At 44.2% G+C, this 13,834-nt stretch carries 15 protein-coding genes, 1 tRNA gene and 1 pseudogene; 6 read left to right on the top strand and 11 right to left on the bottom strand.

Annotated features, from left to right (window positions below):
* Nucleotides 1–479: 479 nt before the first annotated feature.
* Together IQ270_RS21970 and IQ270_RS21965 are read left to right on the top strand one after the other, a co-directional pair.
* Nucleotides 480–2,717: a GAF domain-containing sensor histidine kinase gene (locus tag IQ270_RS21970; RefSeq protein ID WP_228056583.1), complete on the top strand. Its 2,238-nt coding sequence runs from the start codon at nucleotides 480–482 to the stop codon at nucleotides 2,715–2,717.
* Nucleotides 2,718–3,200: 483 nt separating this feature from the next.
* Nucleotides 3,201–4,880, top strand: a complete 1,680-nt coding sequence (locus IQ270_RS21965; protein ID WP_193975331.1) for an AarF/ABC1/UbiB kinase family protein — start codon at nucleotides 3,201–3,203, stop codon at nucleotides 4,878–4,880.
* A gap of 255 nt (nucleotides 4,881–5,135) precedes the next feature.
* Here the strand turns inward: IQ270_RS21965 and IQ270_RS21960 are convergent, their stop codons facing one another.
* A complete protein-coding gene (locus tag IQ270_RS21960; RefSeq protein WP_193975330.1) occupies nucleotides 5,136–5,498 on the bottom strand; it encodes a DUF5615 family PIN-like protein in 363 nt (120 codons plus the stop codon).
* 2 nt (nucleotides 5,499–5,500) lie between these two features.
* On the bottom strand, nucleotides 5,501–5,788 hold the full coding sequence (locus tag IQ270_RS21955) for a DUF433 domain-containing protein (protein ID WP_193975329.1): 288 nt from the start codon (nucleotides 5,786–5,788) through the stop codon (nucleotides 5,501–5,503).
* A 120-nt stretch (nucleotides 5,789–5,908) separates the two neighbouring features.
* On the opposite strand from IQ270_RS21955, the gene IQ270_RS21950 reads away from it, so the two are divergent.
* Nucleotides 5,909–6,127 carry a hypothetical protein gene (locus IQ270_RS21950; protein ID WP_193975328.1) on the top strand — a complete coding sequence of 73 codons (219 nt, stop codon included), beginning with the start codon at nucleotides 5,909–5,911 and terminating at the stop codon, nucleotides 6,125–6,127.
* Nucleotides 6,128–6,129: 2 nt separating this feature from the next.
* Nucleotides 6,130–6,465 (top strand): type II toxin-antitoxin system PemK/MazF family toxin, encoded by a 336-nt coding sequence (locus IQ270_RS21945; protein ID WP_193975327.1) that lies wholly within the window; start codon nucleotides 6,130–6,132, stop codon nucleotides 6,463–6,465.
* A 45-nt stretch (nucleotides 6,466–6,510) separates the two neighbouring features.
* Here the strand turns inward: IQ270_RS21945 and IQ270_RS21940 are convergent, their stop codons facing one another.
* The 7 genes from IQ270_RS21940 to IQ270_RS21910 all read right to left on the bottom strand — a co-directional run bounded on the left by IQ270_RS21940 (nucleotide 6,511) and on the right by IQ270_RS21910 (nucleotide 11,054).
* Entirely contained in the window at nucleotides 6,511–6,780 is a 270-nt protein-coding gene (locus IQ270_RS21940; protein ID WP_193975326.1) for a type II toxin-antitoxin system Phd/YefM family antitoxin, read from the bottom strand.
* A gap of 3 nt (nucleotides 6,781–6,783) precedes the next feature.
* Nucleotides 6,784–7,092: a type II toxin-antitoxin system RelE/ParE family toxin gene (locus IQ270_RS21935; RefSeq protein WP_193975325.1), complete on the bottom strand. Its 309-nt coding sequence runs from the start codon at nucleotides 7,090–7,092 to the stop codon at nucleotides 6,784–6,786.
* Nucleotides 7,093–7,208: 116 nt separating this feature from the next.
* Entirely contained in the window at nucleotides 7,209–8,537 is a 1,329-nt protein-coding gene (locus IQ270_RS21930; protein WP_193975324.1) for a serine/threonine-protein kinase, read from the bottom strand.
* 347 nt (nucleotides 8,538–8,884) lie between these two features.
* The gene (locus tag IQ270_RS21925; protein ID WP_193975323.1) at nucleotides 8,885–9,274 is read right to left on the bottom strand and encodes a hypothetical protein; all 390 of its coding nucleotides are present in this window, start codon (nucleotides 9,272–9,274) and stop codon (nucleotides 8,885–8,887) included.
* Complete coding sequence (locus IQ270_RS21920; protein WP_193975322.1) at nucleotides 9,253–9,663, bottom strand: HEPN domain-containing protein; 411 nt, start codon at nucleotides 9,661–9,663, stop codon at nucleotides 9,253–9,255. The genes IQ270_RS21925 and IQ270_RS21920 overlap by 22 nt, the downstream gene beginning before the upstream one ends.
* Before the next feature lie 188 nt (nucleotides 9,664–9,851).
* A tRNA-Glu gene (locus tag IQ270_RS21915) sits at nucleotides 9,852–9,924 on the bottom strand.
* Nucleotides 9,925–10,007: 83 nt separating this feature from the next.
* Nucleotides 10,008–11,054 carry a M42 family metallopeptidase gene (locus IQ270_RS21910; RefSeq protein WP_193975321.1) on the bottom strand — a complete coding sequence of 349 codons (1,047 nt, stop codon included), beginning with the start codon at nucleotides 11,052–11,054 and terminating at the stop codon, nucleotides 10,008–10,010.
* 166 nt (nucleotides 11,055–11,220) lie between these two features.
* Between IQ270_RS21910 and IQ270_RS21905 the strand changes: the two genes are divergently transcribed.
* Nucleotides 11,221–11,967, top strand: coding sequence for an FkbM family methyltransferase (locus IQ270_RS21905; RefSeq protein ID WP_193975320.1), 747 nt, complete (start codon nucleotides 11,221–11,223; stop codon nucleotides 11,965–11,967).
* Nucleotides 11,968–12,079: 112 nt separating this feature from the next.
* Here the strand turns inward: IQ270_RS21905 and IQ270_RS21900 are convergent, their stop codons facing one another.
* On the bottom strand, nucleotides 12,080–13,114 hold the full coding sequence (locus IQ270_RS21900) for a histidine kinase (protein WP_193975332.1): 1,035 nt from the start codon (nucleotides 13,112–13,114) through the stop codon (nucleotides 12,080–12,082).
* Nucleotides 13,115–13,251: 137 nt separating this feature from the next.
* On the opposite strand from IQ270_RS21900, the gene IQ270_RS21895 reads away from it, so the two are divergent.
* Nucleotides 13,252–13,425 carry a hypothetical protein gene (locus IQ270_RS21895; RefSeq protein WP_193975319.1) on the top strand — a complete coding sequence of 58 codons (174 nt, stop codon included), beginning with the start codon at nucleotides 13,252–13,254 and terminating at the stop codon, nucleotides 13,423–13,425.
* A 52-nt stretch (nucleotides 13,426–13,477) separates the two neighbouring features.
* On the opposite strand, the pseudogene IQ270_RS31290 reads toward IQ270_RS21895, so the two are convergent.
* Nucleotides 13,478–13,808, bottom strand: a pseudogene (locus IQ270_RS31290) (IS1 family transposase); the annotation flags it as partial.
* Nucleotides 13,809–13,834: the final 26 nt, after the last annotated feature.

The following is a 13,834-nucleotide window of genomic DNA, read 5'->3' as shown; positions in this document are numbered from 1 at the left end:
TTATAGCGTTTCTAACTGGAGTTTCTTGGTCAACCTCGACCTGAGAGGAAGCGTAAGCGCTAAGAAAGAACGTTTAAAGCTTATACCGCAGAGCTTACCTAGGTTTGCCTAGGTTTTTCTAAGCGGTAGAAAATACCAAAATCAAACTAGCTGCGATCGGGGTATATTTTTCACAAAAATAATGACCCGCCGACGGGCTACACAAACACACAAAGCAGGCTCATAAAAGCTAAGCAGACTGTAATTGATAGGTTGTATAGCGGTTCTCAGTAACATGAGGTACGCTCAAAGAACGGTAATAGGTAATTGCAGGATTGGTAATTTGAGTGAGGGTGAGCTACCAGCGATGATTGATTACCGATGACCGATTACCGATGACCGATTACCGATTGCGGGAGTGTACCTCACTTAACCGAGAAAGGGTATATATTTGCAGCGCGAGCCAGATCAAACACTTTTAAAATAAAGGCTTGTTTGCCATGATTGCCGATCGCCAGGGAAATCAAGACTTTACTTCGATAGACGGAGATCCGTCAGAGTCTTGCACTTTGCATCTACCACAAATCGCAGAACCAGTATCAGTCCAAAAATTTCTGGATCGTCTTATGCAGTACCAGGTCGATCCTGCCCTTGAGGGGCGGCAAATTTACAAAATGCTCGCCACCACTATCGATCGAGAAATCCTGCTGCTGCAAATAGCAAATACTTTAGGGGTTGCATGGGGGGCAGATTTCTGTTTGCTTGCAGCAGCAGCCGATCAGAAAGTAATCAATCCCCATGCTTGGTGGCAAAACCAGAGCGATAGCCCAAATGCTGCCGATGCCGCAGCGGATTCAACTCAAACACCGGAACACTCCCAAACCACAAGCTTAAAATCGCCCAACATATCACTCGATCATCCAGTATTGGCGCTTTTGCTAGCAGAGGGCAAGATAGTGGCGATATCAGATTATCTCGATCCGGCAGCAGGTTTATCCGCCAATTCCCCGGTGACACCGCTGCCTTTTCGGGCAATTTTGGCAGGGCCTGCGCGATTTGGAGGGGCAGTAAACGGCGTGATGATTGTTGGTAAGTTGCAACCTCACGAGTGGTCGGCAGCCGACAGAGAGCGCCTAGAAGCATCATCAGACGCGGTCGGCACCGCGATTACTCACATTCAAAAAAATCAAGAAATTGCTAGTTTGAAACAACAGTTACAGCAACAAGCTAAATACAAAAATCTGCTCAGGTCAGTTGCAGCAGCGATTGAGACGAGTTCAGAAGCCGATCAAATTTTGCAGCGAGTTATTGAACATACCGTCGATACCCTGCAAGTAGATAGAGGTCAAATCCTGCTGTTGAAATACACAGACCCCCTTTTAAAAACTTCCTCCCTCAATCAAATACCAAAAGCAAAAGTCGAATTGGTTGGGGAATCCGTTCTCAAAAAAAATGCTAAGAAACTAAAAATAGCACCAAGCAAGGCAGAAAAACCAACGACCAGTGCCAAAACAAAAAATAAGGATAAAACTGCTAATTCCCAATCAAAAAGCCTTAACTCAAAATCAAGTAAGTATCCCGCTTTTTGGCTGTCGGCATCTAATTTGTGCGATCGGGCATTCAACAGCGCGCCCCAACCCCTCGCCCTTGCTGACGCAGGCAAATCCATCTGCAACGAACCAGAAAACGTCGCCGCAATCTTGAAACTCCAAGACAGTCGCGCTCTGTTGCTGGTTCCCCTCACCGACACCAAAAGCCCAGACGACAAAACCGTCTTGGGATTCTTGGTATTGCAGCACTTCGATCCCCGCCCTTGGAACCCAGAAGAATTGGAAGTTCTCGAATCAGTCTGCGTGCTAGCTAGCAGGGCGATTATCCAAACTCAGACGCTCAAGCAAGCGCAAACTCTAATCGAAGACAGAACCGCTCAGTTGCAGCAAAGTCTCGACGTGCAGGAAAAACTGTACCTACAATCTGCCAATCAACAAGAGCAACTTCGCAAATTGAAGCTGATGGAAGACGAGTTTCTCAGCACCATGAGTCACGAGTTGCGTACCCCCCTAACCATCATGAAGCTGGCGATTCTGATGCTCAAACAAGCCGAACAGCCCTTAGCAAGTCGGGCTAAGTATCTCGACATTCTAGAGCAGCAGTGTTCCAAGCAAACCGCTCTGGTTAACGATTTGCTGGCCCTCAAGCAGTTTGAACCCCAGCAAGTCCCTATGTCTGCGATCGAAATCGATTTCAAGCGTTTAATTCAAGATTTAGCTGGGGATTTTGAGAAAAAGTGGGCGGATAAGGAATTGACTCTGAAGTTGGATTTGCCGAAGTTTGTCGCTGGCGTGGAAACCGACCCGGACAGTCTCAAGCGGGTGCTGCTGGAACTGCTGACGAATGCTGGCAAATACTCGGCTTCTGGAAGTGCGGTGATTTTGGAAGCGTCTGAGACTGACGGCTGCATTGTCTTGAGCGTCTCTAATTTCGGGCGCGGCATTTCTGCTGCTGATTTACCCCACATCTTTGACAAATTCCGTCGCGGCACTGGCATTACTGACCAAGCGATCGCAGGTACGGGTTTGGGTCTAGCGCTGGTAAAGTGTTTAGTAGAGCACTTGAATGGTACTATTGACGTGTCTAGCTGTCGGGCAGAAAGTTCTGAAGCTGATGAGTTGTGGCGCACATCTTTTACCCTGACTCTGCCACAATCTCCAGCGGAACTCTCTCATCTAGAAGAATAGTTAGGTTGAAAACAATTGAGAACTGGCACCTGGTCAGGCGAAAACTTGCCTTGATAGGGAGATTTGGAAATCTGACCAACGCTAGCAAATCCTGCTTTTTAAATTGTTTGTCTGGTTGTCTGTTTAAATGGCCGGTTCCCGATTGCTGATTTTCACGCTTGACTTATACCATCTCCGGTTATTTCCCCGTAATTAGAGCGTGTTTGTACAAAGGTTTCTAGTGAATGATTTAATTCTTTCTTAATGAATTAATAAAAACTTGCAGTCCTTACTACAAAAATCGATCTGGAGTTGAATTCCTGAGTGCCAACTTAATTACAGTTGTCTAACCGGAGAGAATATCGCGCAGTATTGACCGAAAAAATAGAGTTTTTGAGCTCTTTCAAAGGCCTGCAACGAAGTATTTTTGTACATCGAAGTAGGTTGATGCAGGGAGCATCCCTAAAAAAATGTCGCGCTGCATGGAACTAGATCGTGAATATTATGCTAACAAAAGCTGCACCGAAACTCCTGCGTTGGCAACGTTCTAAATATTCGCCCCTGGCACGACAAATAGACGTTTTTGCTGCGGCGGCAAAGTTTATGTTTTTTTTGTGGTGGGACGGACTGCTGCAAAATAATTCTCCTCATACCAGAAGAATTCGCGCTCATTGGTTGGTGAATACTTTGCTGGATTTGGGGCCGACTTTTATTAAAATCGGGCAGTCTCTCTCGACTCGGGCAGATTTGCTGCCGCTGGAGTATGTGAAGGAACTCGAACAGTTGCAGGATCGGGTTCCTGAGTTTAGTTCCGAAGAGGCGATCGCTCTTGTAGAATCAGAGTTGGGCAAGGATATTTATGCTTTGTACCGCGATTTTGACCCGTTTCCCATCGCTGCTGCGAGTCTGGGACAGGTGCACAAAGCGAGGCTGCACACCGGGGAAGATGTGATTGTCAAGGTGCAGCGTCCGGGTTTGGAAAGTTTATTCGATTTAGATGTGAAGGCGGTGCGCCAAGTGATGCGTTTTTGCGATCGCTATTTTCCGGGGACGCGCAAATACGACTTGGAATCTATTTATCACGAGTTTTTTAAGATTTTATATCAAGAAATTGACTACGTGCAAGAAGGTAAAAATTCCGATCGATTCAGCCATAATTTTCAAGAATATCCTCAGATTATTGTGCCGAAAGTCTACTGGCAATACACTACTAAAAAAGTGCTGACTGTCGAATACGCCCCAGGGATTAAGGTGGACGACCGCATTAGTTTGGAGGCGATTGGAGTAGATATTGTCAAGCTCAATCAACTCGGAATTTGCTGTTACTTGAAGCAGTTGTTGATTGACGGCTTTTTTCAAGCTGACCCGCATCCGGGAAATTTGGCTGTAACTGAAGACGGCAGCTTGATTTTTTACGATTTTGGGATGATGGCAGAAGTTAAGTCTTTGGATAAAGACGAAATGGTCAAGACTTTTTTTGCTGTGTTGAGAAAAGATACTGATGAGCTACTTGATACTTTAATTACGATCGGCTTAGTTGAGCCGATGCCGGATCTGATGCCGGTGCGCCGACTGATTTCTTTTCTGTTGGATAAGTTTATTGATAAGCCGATCGATTTTCAAGCTTTTAATGAAATTAAGAACGAACTTTACATCATGTTCGAGCAGCAGCCGTTTCGCTTGCCAGCACAAATGATGTTTATTATCAAGTCAGTGGCGACTCTCGACGGCATTGCCAGAACTCTCGATCCAGACTACAATTTCTTAGCATCTGCTCAGCCTTTTGTCAAGAGTATGGCTGTGAGTAAGGGGCGCGGAAGTGCGATCGCAGAATTAGCCAGACAAGCCCGAGCTTTTATCACCTACAAATTGCGACAGCCGAGCAAATCGCAAGTTTTCCTCAAGCGTTTGGAGCAGCGGATCGAAGATGGCGAATTGCAAATTAGAGTCCGAAATATCGAGAGCGAAAGAGCCTTGAAACGGATTAGTTTAGCGCTGAAAACTCTAATTTTTGCTTGTGTGACTGGTTTTGCGGTGCTGTCGGGTGCGGTGCTGCTGGTGGGCGGATATCAAACGGGGGCGATGGTGGCTTTTGCTCTGTCAGGATTCGGCGGCTTGTTTGTGTTGCGCTCTTTCTCAGATTTGCTGGTTAAGGAAAAGCTCGATCGCATGGTCGGAAAATAAATATACTTGGGAATTAGGAATTGCGATCGTAGTCAGGACTTTAATTTTTTTAAAGAACTAAGGAATGAAAATTTAATAACTTAAGCCACTGCTCGTTACCAGGCTCTGCCTGGTAATGCAGATAGGCGAGGCTCTGCCTCCTTTGAGGAAGGCAACTTACAGGAGAGAGGACTGTAGGAGGTGTTTAAGTTATTAAGTTTTCGATCCTAAATGAAAGACGAATTTGGCTGATGATGTCTCCTGCATTTAAAATTGCTAGTCCATATAATTTCCCAGAAACTCTTGCTGAGCGATCATCTCTTCTGCTGATTTTGCAGAAATCAACCTCAAAAATCCTCGCAATTGTTCCCCAATCGAATAACTTTGTCGGCCCATTACAATGCGTGAATGTTCCCGGCATTGTTCCATATAAATTTTATGCAAGCGACAAAAGTCTCCCACATTCAAAGTATAGATAACTCGCCCTTGGGCAGTTGCCCATATTAATTGCTCTTCATCAGTGCAACTGAGATTGCTAGCTTCAGCAGTTGTAGCTACATCAATCCCTGCATTTCGGAGCGCTTTGACTAAGGAACGTTCCAGAATATCCTCATCTAAATATAAACGAATTTTGCTCAAGATTAACTCTCCGCTTTCTGTTCATTAGATAAGCGATCGCACTCAGCTTCTTCAGCTACAATATCAGCATCTATCTGCTCTTTGTTAGCGTAGTAATAAGCTAGAGCTGCATGAACTTGTGCTAAATTTAATTGGGGAATTTCTGCAATAATTTCTTCGGGTTTCATCCCCATTTTGTACCAAACGGGGATTCGTTGAGCTGTTATTCTAGTGCCTGCGATGCGGGGGCGATTTCCACAGGTTTCTGGTGTGGAAATAATCAGAGTGCCAATATCAGTTAAAGTTGGCATAGGTGAATATGGGGTTAAAACTTAGAATTTGATTATAGCATAAATTTATTAAAATTTTGAGCTATAATCAAATCAATCTGCCCTAATTATTCCACAAGATAAGCAGCAGGAGGATTTGCTATGTCAACTACTGTTCGAGAAGTTTACGATCGCGTTCTTTCTACCCTTTCACCCAAGGATAGACTGCGCTTGGCAACTCTTATTCTCAACGATTTGGTGCAGCAAAATCTATCGGTTGTCGATGAAAGCGAGACTTGGAATGAAGAAGATAAACTCGATGTGACGGCATTTTCTTTACAGTACGCGGCAACCATTTTTCCTGAAAATGAGGAGATGTAAAAGTGTCTTTTAATCCTGGTGATGTCGTGACAGTAGATTTTCCTGGTGTCACGGGCATTAAACGTCGTCCGGCTGTAATTCTCTCATCTGTCACCTATAACACAACCCGCCGCGATGTAATAGCTGGACTCCTGACTACACAGACAACTGCTTTAGGCGTAACTGATTATACACTCCTAGATTGGGCAACAGCAGGTTTACGAGTCGCTTCAGTTTTTCGCAGTTTTATTGTCACTCTACCGCCATCTTCCAACTTAGTTCTAATTGGTCATCTGTCGGAACGTGACTGGAAGGAGGTTCGTGCTTGCTTGAAAGTAGCTCTTGCGGATTTGGAATGATATAGTTGTTAATGTTTGACTAAGAAGTGTTCGAGAAAATCCATTTTAGAGTAGATCATCTTTGAGGAGTTGAGCTTTGACATCCTCTAGGCTAATACCTTTTCCTTCTCGAAATTGCTGGCGAGACTTCCTGACTCTTTCTTTAAATAGGGGATGATTTTCTAAGTCATAATCAAAGGCATCCTCTTCGTCGGAAAAACCCCGCAATACACCGATTGGTTTTCCTTCTTTCAAAATAATGAGGTCTTCTAATTCCGCAAGTTCGAGGTATTTTGAGACATCTGTTTGTAAGTCGCTCAAAGTAACTGTTTTCATTATCTATTCCTCCGTTGGTTCTGTAGTTTTTCCTTCACTTGACAACCATTCAGGCGCTTGTGATTTAGGAATAATTGCGATAATTTCTACAATATTCTCCCGAACGTCATAGAAAATACGAATTTCATCAACCCGCAGCCGATATTGCGGTTTATCCATCTCCCGCAAACGTTTAATTCTGCTTTTACTTTCTTGGGTAGGGTTGTGTATCAGATGGGTTTCAATGGCATCGATTACTTTACTGCGATCGATAGGTCTGAGAAGTTTTAGGTCTGCTAAAGATTCAGTTGTAAATTCTATTTCATAGGGCATATCTAAGCTGTATATTATTTAATAGGATTGGTGCATTACTGTTCGCTAATTAACCCTATATTCGTAAAAAAAAGTTCTCAAAAAAAGACTTGACAAAGGGCTGAAATCGCTATAGATTACAGCTTACAGCTCTCGATGCGAGAGAAGAATAAACCCCAACCACCACCCCACACCACCCCAAACACACGCACACGCACACCACACCACCAGGGGAGGTGGCCACTCTGTGCTGTCAGATTAAAGGTCAGGTCATCGTAGTTCAACCACACGCCGTCCAACCAGTTGCCTCCTTTTAGCCAACCCACGCGATCGCCCAGCTTTCTTTCAGTCTCCCAATCTACTTTACCACCAACTTCTAACCAAAATTTTTTCTGAACGCTAAGGCCAAAAAGACCTTGACTATATTTTACCCACAACTGGTCAATCGTGCGTAAATCATCACAAGGAAAATTATCAATTGATTCCCGATTGAAATAACCTTCCTTCTCCCGTCTAGCAGCTTTCAGCATCACCTTGAGTGTTTCCTTATCCGCCTTTTTCCACTTCTCCGCCGCCAATAAATCCCGCAGACGAGTATAGTCAACTCCCCGCGCTGATTTAAGCTGTACCGAAACACCGGCAACAGTTGACGGAATCGGTTCCCGCAGATAACTCAACCAATCTTTCATCGACTGCGGCCGCTTTTGCGGATCGGATGCCATCCCTTTTTCTATTGCTAAACTCACCCAATCTTGCACCCCAAAATTTTTCGCAGGTGGCAATGCTTCATTTCTAAACTGCCGATTGAGGGAAGCTGTTGGCGCTTTTCCCGTTACTGCATAATACAAAGATGCAGCTAAAGCATAAATATCAACCGTTGGTTTACCGCTACCTTCAATATATTGTTCCCAAGGAGCAAAAGCAGGGTTATGAGGATGTTTGCTACTAATAATAGTTGGCATTAATTCACTTGCAAGACCAAAATCAATTAATACTGCTTGCCCGTTGGGACGCAACATAATATTACCCGGATGGGCATCTCGATGGACAATTCCGGCTTGGTGAACATCACTTAATGCTTCTCCAATTTGGCGGATAATAGCCACTGCTTCTGTATCCGGGAGTCGCCCCTGTTGCTGTACGGCATCAAATAAACTTTGCCCGACGATTAAATCCATTACCAAACAGTGAAGGCCTTTTTCTTCAAACAAATCGCTAATGCGGACAATTCCAGGATGCGCGTTTTGGCAAAATTTTGCTAAGATTTGCCCTTCGCGGATAAATCTGCGAACAAAGTTGGGATATTCCGGGTCATTTTGCAAACTCAGATTCGGCGTTTTGAGGACAACTTGATAGTTAAGTTGCAAGTGTGTGGCCTTGTAAGTGATGCCAAATCCCCCCATTCCGAGGATATCGTCGATGCGGAGAGGGCGAGTTTTGAGGATTTGTCCGGGCGTCCACAGCATGGCAGGTTGCTTAAATTCTCTCTAATTGCTAATTATGATAAGCTGTCTCGCCTTTAAAAAGCAATGAACAGGAAGCAATAACAGGATTTACCGACTGCGACCAAGAAACCGGGTTTTTACCGAATTTGTCGGTGACAACGCGTCTTTCCGAAAAAACCCGGTTTCTGAACTCCCACGCGCAACTCCTAACTAAGTCGATCGCCCTTATTGCCGACAGTCAAATCAAATTAGGTTAAACTACACTCAAGCCAAACTATCAACACATCGATTATGGCAACCAGAATCGTAACGTTCGAGTAGCTGCAATTTATCTCGATCGATTTTGTAGGTATCATTCCTTGCTATTTTTACTTAATTTGATAAATATAAGCATCTGAAATCAACATCTGATTTACCATGTTATTTGTCATGCGTTTACCTGATAAATTCAAGTCCCAATGTTTCTGTAATTGACGCAATCCTTCAATTAGTTTATGCTTGACACTCACTGCTACAATGGCTGTCCAATCGATTTTTAATTCTGGTTTTACTTGGCGAAATATTGATAATATTTCCTCATAACTTTTAAGGGGGCCCTTGCTATCGTACAGAGGCGAAGTGAGCATCAGTCGCCAGGTTTCCGGTTCTATTGCGTAGATCCAGAGAGCAGAATCAACTGATAAACCTGCTGTATTGAGAGCGTCTATAAGTCTTTGACCTTCTTCTATTTCTTGATTTACCAATGTTGCTGTAGCCATTGCAAAACTCCGTGATTGGGGTCGGTAATTGCTGAATAAACATCGAGAGCTTTTTGTTTGTTATGTTTTTCGTAGCGACTTTCTTCTGACCAGTCTTTGACTAATGCCCATCGAGGTGAAAAATTTGGATCTCGGAGGAGGGATTTTAATTCTGCATCAAGTTTAGCAACTTTAATAAGTTTTTCTAAATCGTGGGTATAACTGTCAATAACGGTTTTTTTGTCAGGAAAATCGAATTTATGAGTTTGTTTGGCAATGCAAGCTTTTAAAGCGCATTCTATGACATAACCGCTGAGATAGTAAGCACCAGAGTATTGACGATTTTGGAGCAGCACTTCTACTTCTTTAAGTCGAGTGAGTGCGATGTTTTGTAAATCTCGCCTATTCAAAAATTTAGCTTACCTCCATGAAATCAGCAAGAAGACCGGCGGTTGAAATCGCATCTGGATTTACAATTATCCAATACGAGAGGAAGTTAAACCCACCAAATGCAAAAATGATACCTAGCGTGTGGGTTGGGCTTGTTGCCTTTACCAGTTGCTAGATATCATTTTGATATCGGAGTTAAATTTTTCAATACCCCCAGGGGAATTCGAATCCCCGTCGCATCCGTGAAAGGGATGTGTCCTAGGCCTCTAGACGATGGGGGCGCGTTGCGTTTGTTTGTGTTCCGCACCTTTATTAACTTAACTAATTTTTCTGAATTTGTCAACTAATTTGCGAAAGTTTTTTTCTAGTCGTCCGAAAGTTGCTCGCAGTAGGCTTTGAGGATGGCGGCGCAGTTGCCGATCGCCCCCAAGTGAGCAATCTCAAACCCGTGGGTGTTCTGCGTGGGGAAAGCCAAACAAGCGGCGCGGGCGACGTGGCCGAATTTCATGGCGATCGAAGCATCGCTCCCAAAACCGCTAATCGCCGCCAACTGCACATCTACATCGGCTGCGGAGGCGGCTGCGCGCAATTGGGCGTTCAATCCTTCATCGTAAACTCCGTAGCCGTCCTGAACCAGCAACACTGGGTTTTCGCCGTCCTCGATCGGGTATTCTGGCGCTAGAGGGCAAATTTCCAAAGCAATCAGCGCGTCCAACTGCTGGCGCTGCGAAAAATACAAAGCGCCGATCGCCCCGACTTCCTCCTTCGCCGACGCTACCAAATAAACATTCACCGCAGGCTCTTGCAAATATTGGGCCAGAGCTAGCAAAATCGCCACAGAAGCCTTGTTGTCAAGGGTGTAGCTCGCGATCCAATCTTTCAACCGCAGCGGGCGTTTGCGGTGCTTTCCCACCACCATCCGCGTTCCCGGCCGAATTCCGGCGTCGGCTAATTCCTCGGTAGTACACTTGGTTTCGATCCAGGCATTTTCCCACTTGACAGCAGCATCCTCCTGCTGAGCTTTCTGGGGAGATTCGTGAGAAACGTGGCGACTTCCGAAGCTGAGAATGCCGCTAATTGTTTGCTTGTCGCCCAACAAATCGACGACACCTTCGCCGTACACCCAGGGAAACGCGCCGCCCAATCTGCGGACTTCGACGCGGCCACCTTCGCCTATTGTTTTGACTATCGCCCCAATTTCGTCTTTGTGGGCGGTAATGGCGATCGACTTGGAGGGATTGCGGCCGGGAATTAGGGCGATCGCATTGTCTGCGCGATCGATCCAAGCATTCACACCCAAGGCGGCGAATTTTTCTATCAACCGCTGGTTAATTTCCGACTCTACACCGCTGGGTGAGTGCAGCATGACTAATTCTTCGATTGTTTGGAACAGGCGATCGAACTCTAACATTTTTTATTTTCGTGTTTAAGAGCGTATTTTGACATATATTAAAGCAGATTTATTCTCTGTAGCAATCCTATTTTCTGAAGTTAACTAGATTTTTTTTGAACCGCAGAGGGCGCAGAGGGCGCAGAGAGAGTTATTATGAAAATGAAAAAAATCTAAGTTTTGTCCTATGCTTATCAATAAGTTAGTGCAAGTTTTTCAACGTAAAATTAGAGCCAAAAAGTTAGGCATAGAATTCAACAGAGTTGCTAACTTTAATTTGCCCGATAATTTGCTTGTGCAAGAAAAGCGCCATCAAGTAAATGTGCCTTCAGAAAAAGGCATGGACGGAGAATTTATAGAAGTGCTTTTAGACGACTGCTACGGAGTCGAACAATTATCTGAATCGCTGATGACAATTCTTGATATTGGTGCCAATGTCGGGTTATTTCCGATCGCAGCCCGGAATCGATTTCCCCAAGCTGTCATTCACGCCTACGAACCCAATCCCAACCTCGAAAGCTACCTCAAACATCAATCTAAAATCGCAAATTTTACCTATTTTATGGAAGCTGTAGGAGCCGAAGATGGTAAAGTCGTCCTCGATATTCGGGAAGTCTCGGGAAAAACCCGATCGACCGTCAGTGCCAGTGGCGACATACCGATGGTATCATTTCGCAGGGCGATCGATCGAATTGGCGGCACCGTCGATTTAGCCAAAGTAGACTGCGAAGGCGCAGAATGGCTGTTATTTGAAGATCGAGATACTTGGCAACTCGTGCAAAACCTTTCTTTAGAATATCACTTGTGGTCTGGCCACACTCACGCCGAAACCAGACAAGTTATTGAAGACTTAGGATTTCGGATCGGAAAGCAAACACCAATAGATAAATGGTACGGCTCGATTTTAGCATCCAGAACCCACAATCCTCAATGAGAGCGTGTCCCGTACAATGCCCGTTATAGGTCTGTAGTGAGGAATGCAAGTCCTCAGATTTTTACTTTTGACTTGCATTCCTCACTACAGACCAATGTTAACAGACAGTGAGTTAAATCTGTTCTTCCCCTTGATTTAAACACTGACTTCCTGGATTTTCCTCGACGCGAACAATACCGTCATTGGGAACATTAAAGATACCCGTGAATGGTTCTTGACTTTGTTCCAAAGCTTTATCCTTATTTTTGCGATCGGCAATTTCGCGCTGCAACTTGTCAATTCTACCTTGAAAACGAGCTGCTTGGCGGAGCATCTCCTGTTCGGAAAAATCCAGCAATACAATCAAATTTGCAATTTGATATTCCAGCAATTGATTTTCCGAAATATTGTTACTGACTGCAATTTTTTCAGCAGACTTTGAAGAGTCAAATACAACTTTTTCCTCGCCCATCAACAAAGATGTTTTGACACTCAGTGCTAAATGTTTAAACATTTGGGCCGTGTTTTGTGGGATCTTAATTTTCAGGAATATCTCTACAGCAAATAAACTTCCAGACGGCAGAAGTCCCCCAAATCCCAAGACAGATTTGACTTTGTAAGGAATAATCAAAGAATTTTGTTCGGGAATCAAGGGGCTGCCTTTTGCCTCTGATACGTGAAAAATATTTAATACTGCAGGTTCTAATTGTATGAACCTTTCTGGCTGGGTTCCGATGACTGTAGGAATGTCTAAACCAAACTGCCGGATTATTTCCGAAATCGTCGGCATTTCGGCTACTAATTCGGCGTTAACTAACCCAACAGCCAGATTTTCTGCTGCTGTGTGCCGAGAATTCCACTGCGGTTGGGCGCCTGCTGCTGCTAGCAAAGTCCAGCATTTCATGTCGGCTGCAGGGGAATTACCGTTCATCAAGCGGCGGACAGATTGTTGCAATGAGTCTTCTAATTCCCCGTAGGGATGCGTTTTGAACAAACGCACCAAAACACAGCTATTTTCTCCCGTTTGCAAACTGCAAAAATGTTGATAAATAAATTTAACAATTTTCTGGGAGCAGGCCTCCATACTAGCTGTATTTCTACCTAGCTGGCGCAGGACTAAGCTGCATTTTGCCATATCTTGCGGGGTAAATCGGGTCATATCGTACATTGAAAAACGCTCTCCCATATCTCAAACACTCTTGTTCATTTATCCTTAAGGCCACTACCGAATCCGGAATGCTGCTGAGAGGTTTGAAAAGTGTTAGTTAAAATAATTACAAAATCTTCTAGGAACTTGCAGGAATTGTGTCGGATAGTACAGAAGTTAAAAATCAGCGAAAACAATCTATCCCGCAGGGTGCGCCGTTTAAGCAGATAGATGTTGATGTATGGTGTTTGAAAGGATTTGTGACGGTGACTCGCGCACAGACATTACAGAAAGGGAAATTTTATACTGCGGTGACGGCGACAATCAAATAGGGCGTTGCTGAATTGAGGTATGATAGGTGCGGTCAAGGGATGTTTTGGCTACCCGATTTCCCTCGAACGTTTCTAGTTCATCAAGTTCTCCCACCAGGGTAATTGTGTCTGGTTCGTAAGCATCAGGGAGCAATTCTTCTACTTGCTTGATCCAATTTATAATGCTGGTGCGATCTATTCCTTTACTCCTCTCAATTGCTCGAAAACCTATACCATTAAGATACATTTTGAGATTTTCACGTTTCAGTTTTGAACGAATAAGCTTTATGAGGTTGGTAGTAATCTATAAATTGTCTGCCACAACCGACAAAAATATAATTCTGTTTACGTTTTTTATGACCATTTTTATTAACATGAGTTGACTGACATTCAGGACATTGAATAACCTCTGCGTTTTTTGAAGTGTTAT

The sequence above is a fragment of the Microcoleus sp. LEGE 07076 genome, from assembly GCF_015207455.1.
Classification (GTDB): Bacteria; Cyanobacteriota; Cyanobacteriia; order Cyanobacteriales; family Microcoleaceae; genus Microcoleus.
Note: the sequence above shows the minus strand (reverse complement) of the source record. Positions and strands in the feature narration are given on the sequence as shown.

Excerpts from the sequence above, each read along its gene's own strand:
- IQ270_RS21970 (WP_228056583.1), top strand. The coding sequence starts at position 480 with ATGATTGCCGATCGCCAGGGAAATCAAGACTTTACTTCGATAGACGGA.
- IQ270_RS21965 (WP_193975331.1), top strand. The coding sequence starts at position 3,201 with ATGCTAACAAAAGCTGCACCGAAACTCCTGCGTTGGCAACGTTCTAAA.
- IQ270_RS21955 (WP_193975329.1), bottom strand. The coding sequence starts at position 5,788 with ATGCCAACTTTAACTGATATTGGCACTCTGATTATTTCCACACCAGAA.
- IQ270_RS21950 (WP_193975328.1), top strand. The coding sequence starts at position 5,909 with ATGTCAACTACTGTTCGAGAAGTTTACGATCGCGTTCTTTCTACCCTT.
- IQ270_RS21940 (WP_193975326.1), bottom strand. The coding sequence starts at position 6,780 with ATGAAAACAGTTACTTTGAGCGACTTACAAACAGATGTCTCAAAATAC.
- IQ270_RS21935 (WP_193975325.1), bottom strand. The coding sequence starts at position 7,092 with ATGCCCTATGAAATAGAATTTACAACTGAATCTTTAGCAGACCTAAAA.
- IQ270_RS21930 (WP_193975324.1), bottom strand. The coding sequence starts at position 8,537 with ATGCTGTGGACGCCCGGACAAATCCTCAAAACTCGCCCTCTCCGCATC.
- IQ270_RS21925 (WP_193975323.1), bottom strand. The coding sequence starts at position 9,274 with ATGGCTACAGCAACATTGGTAAATCAAGAAATAGAAGAAGGTCAAAGA.
- IQ270_RS21910 (WP_193975321.1), bottom strand. The coding sequence starts at position 11,054 with ATGTTAGAGTTCGATCGCCTGTTCCAAACAATCGAAGAATTAGTCATG.
- IQ270_RS21905 (WP_193975320.1), top strand. The coding sequence starts at position 11,221 with ATGCTTATCAATAAGTTAGTGCAAGTTTTTCAACGTAAAATTAGAGCC.
- IQ270_RS21900 (WP_193975332.1), bottom strand. The coding sequence starts at position 13,114 with ATGTACGATATGACCCGATTTACCCCGCAAGATATGGCAAAATGCAGC.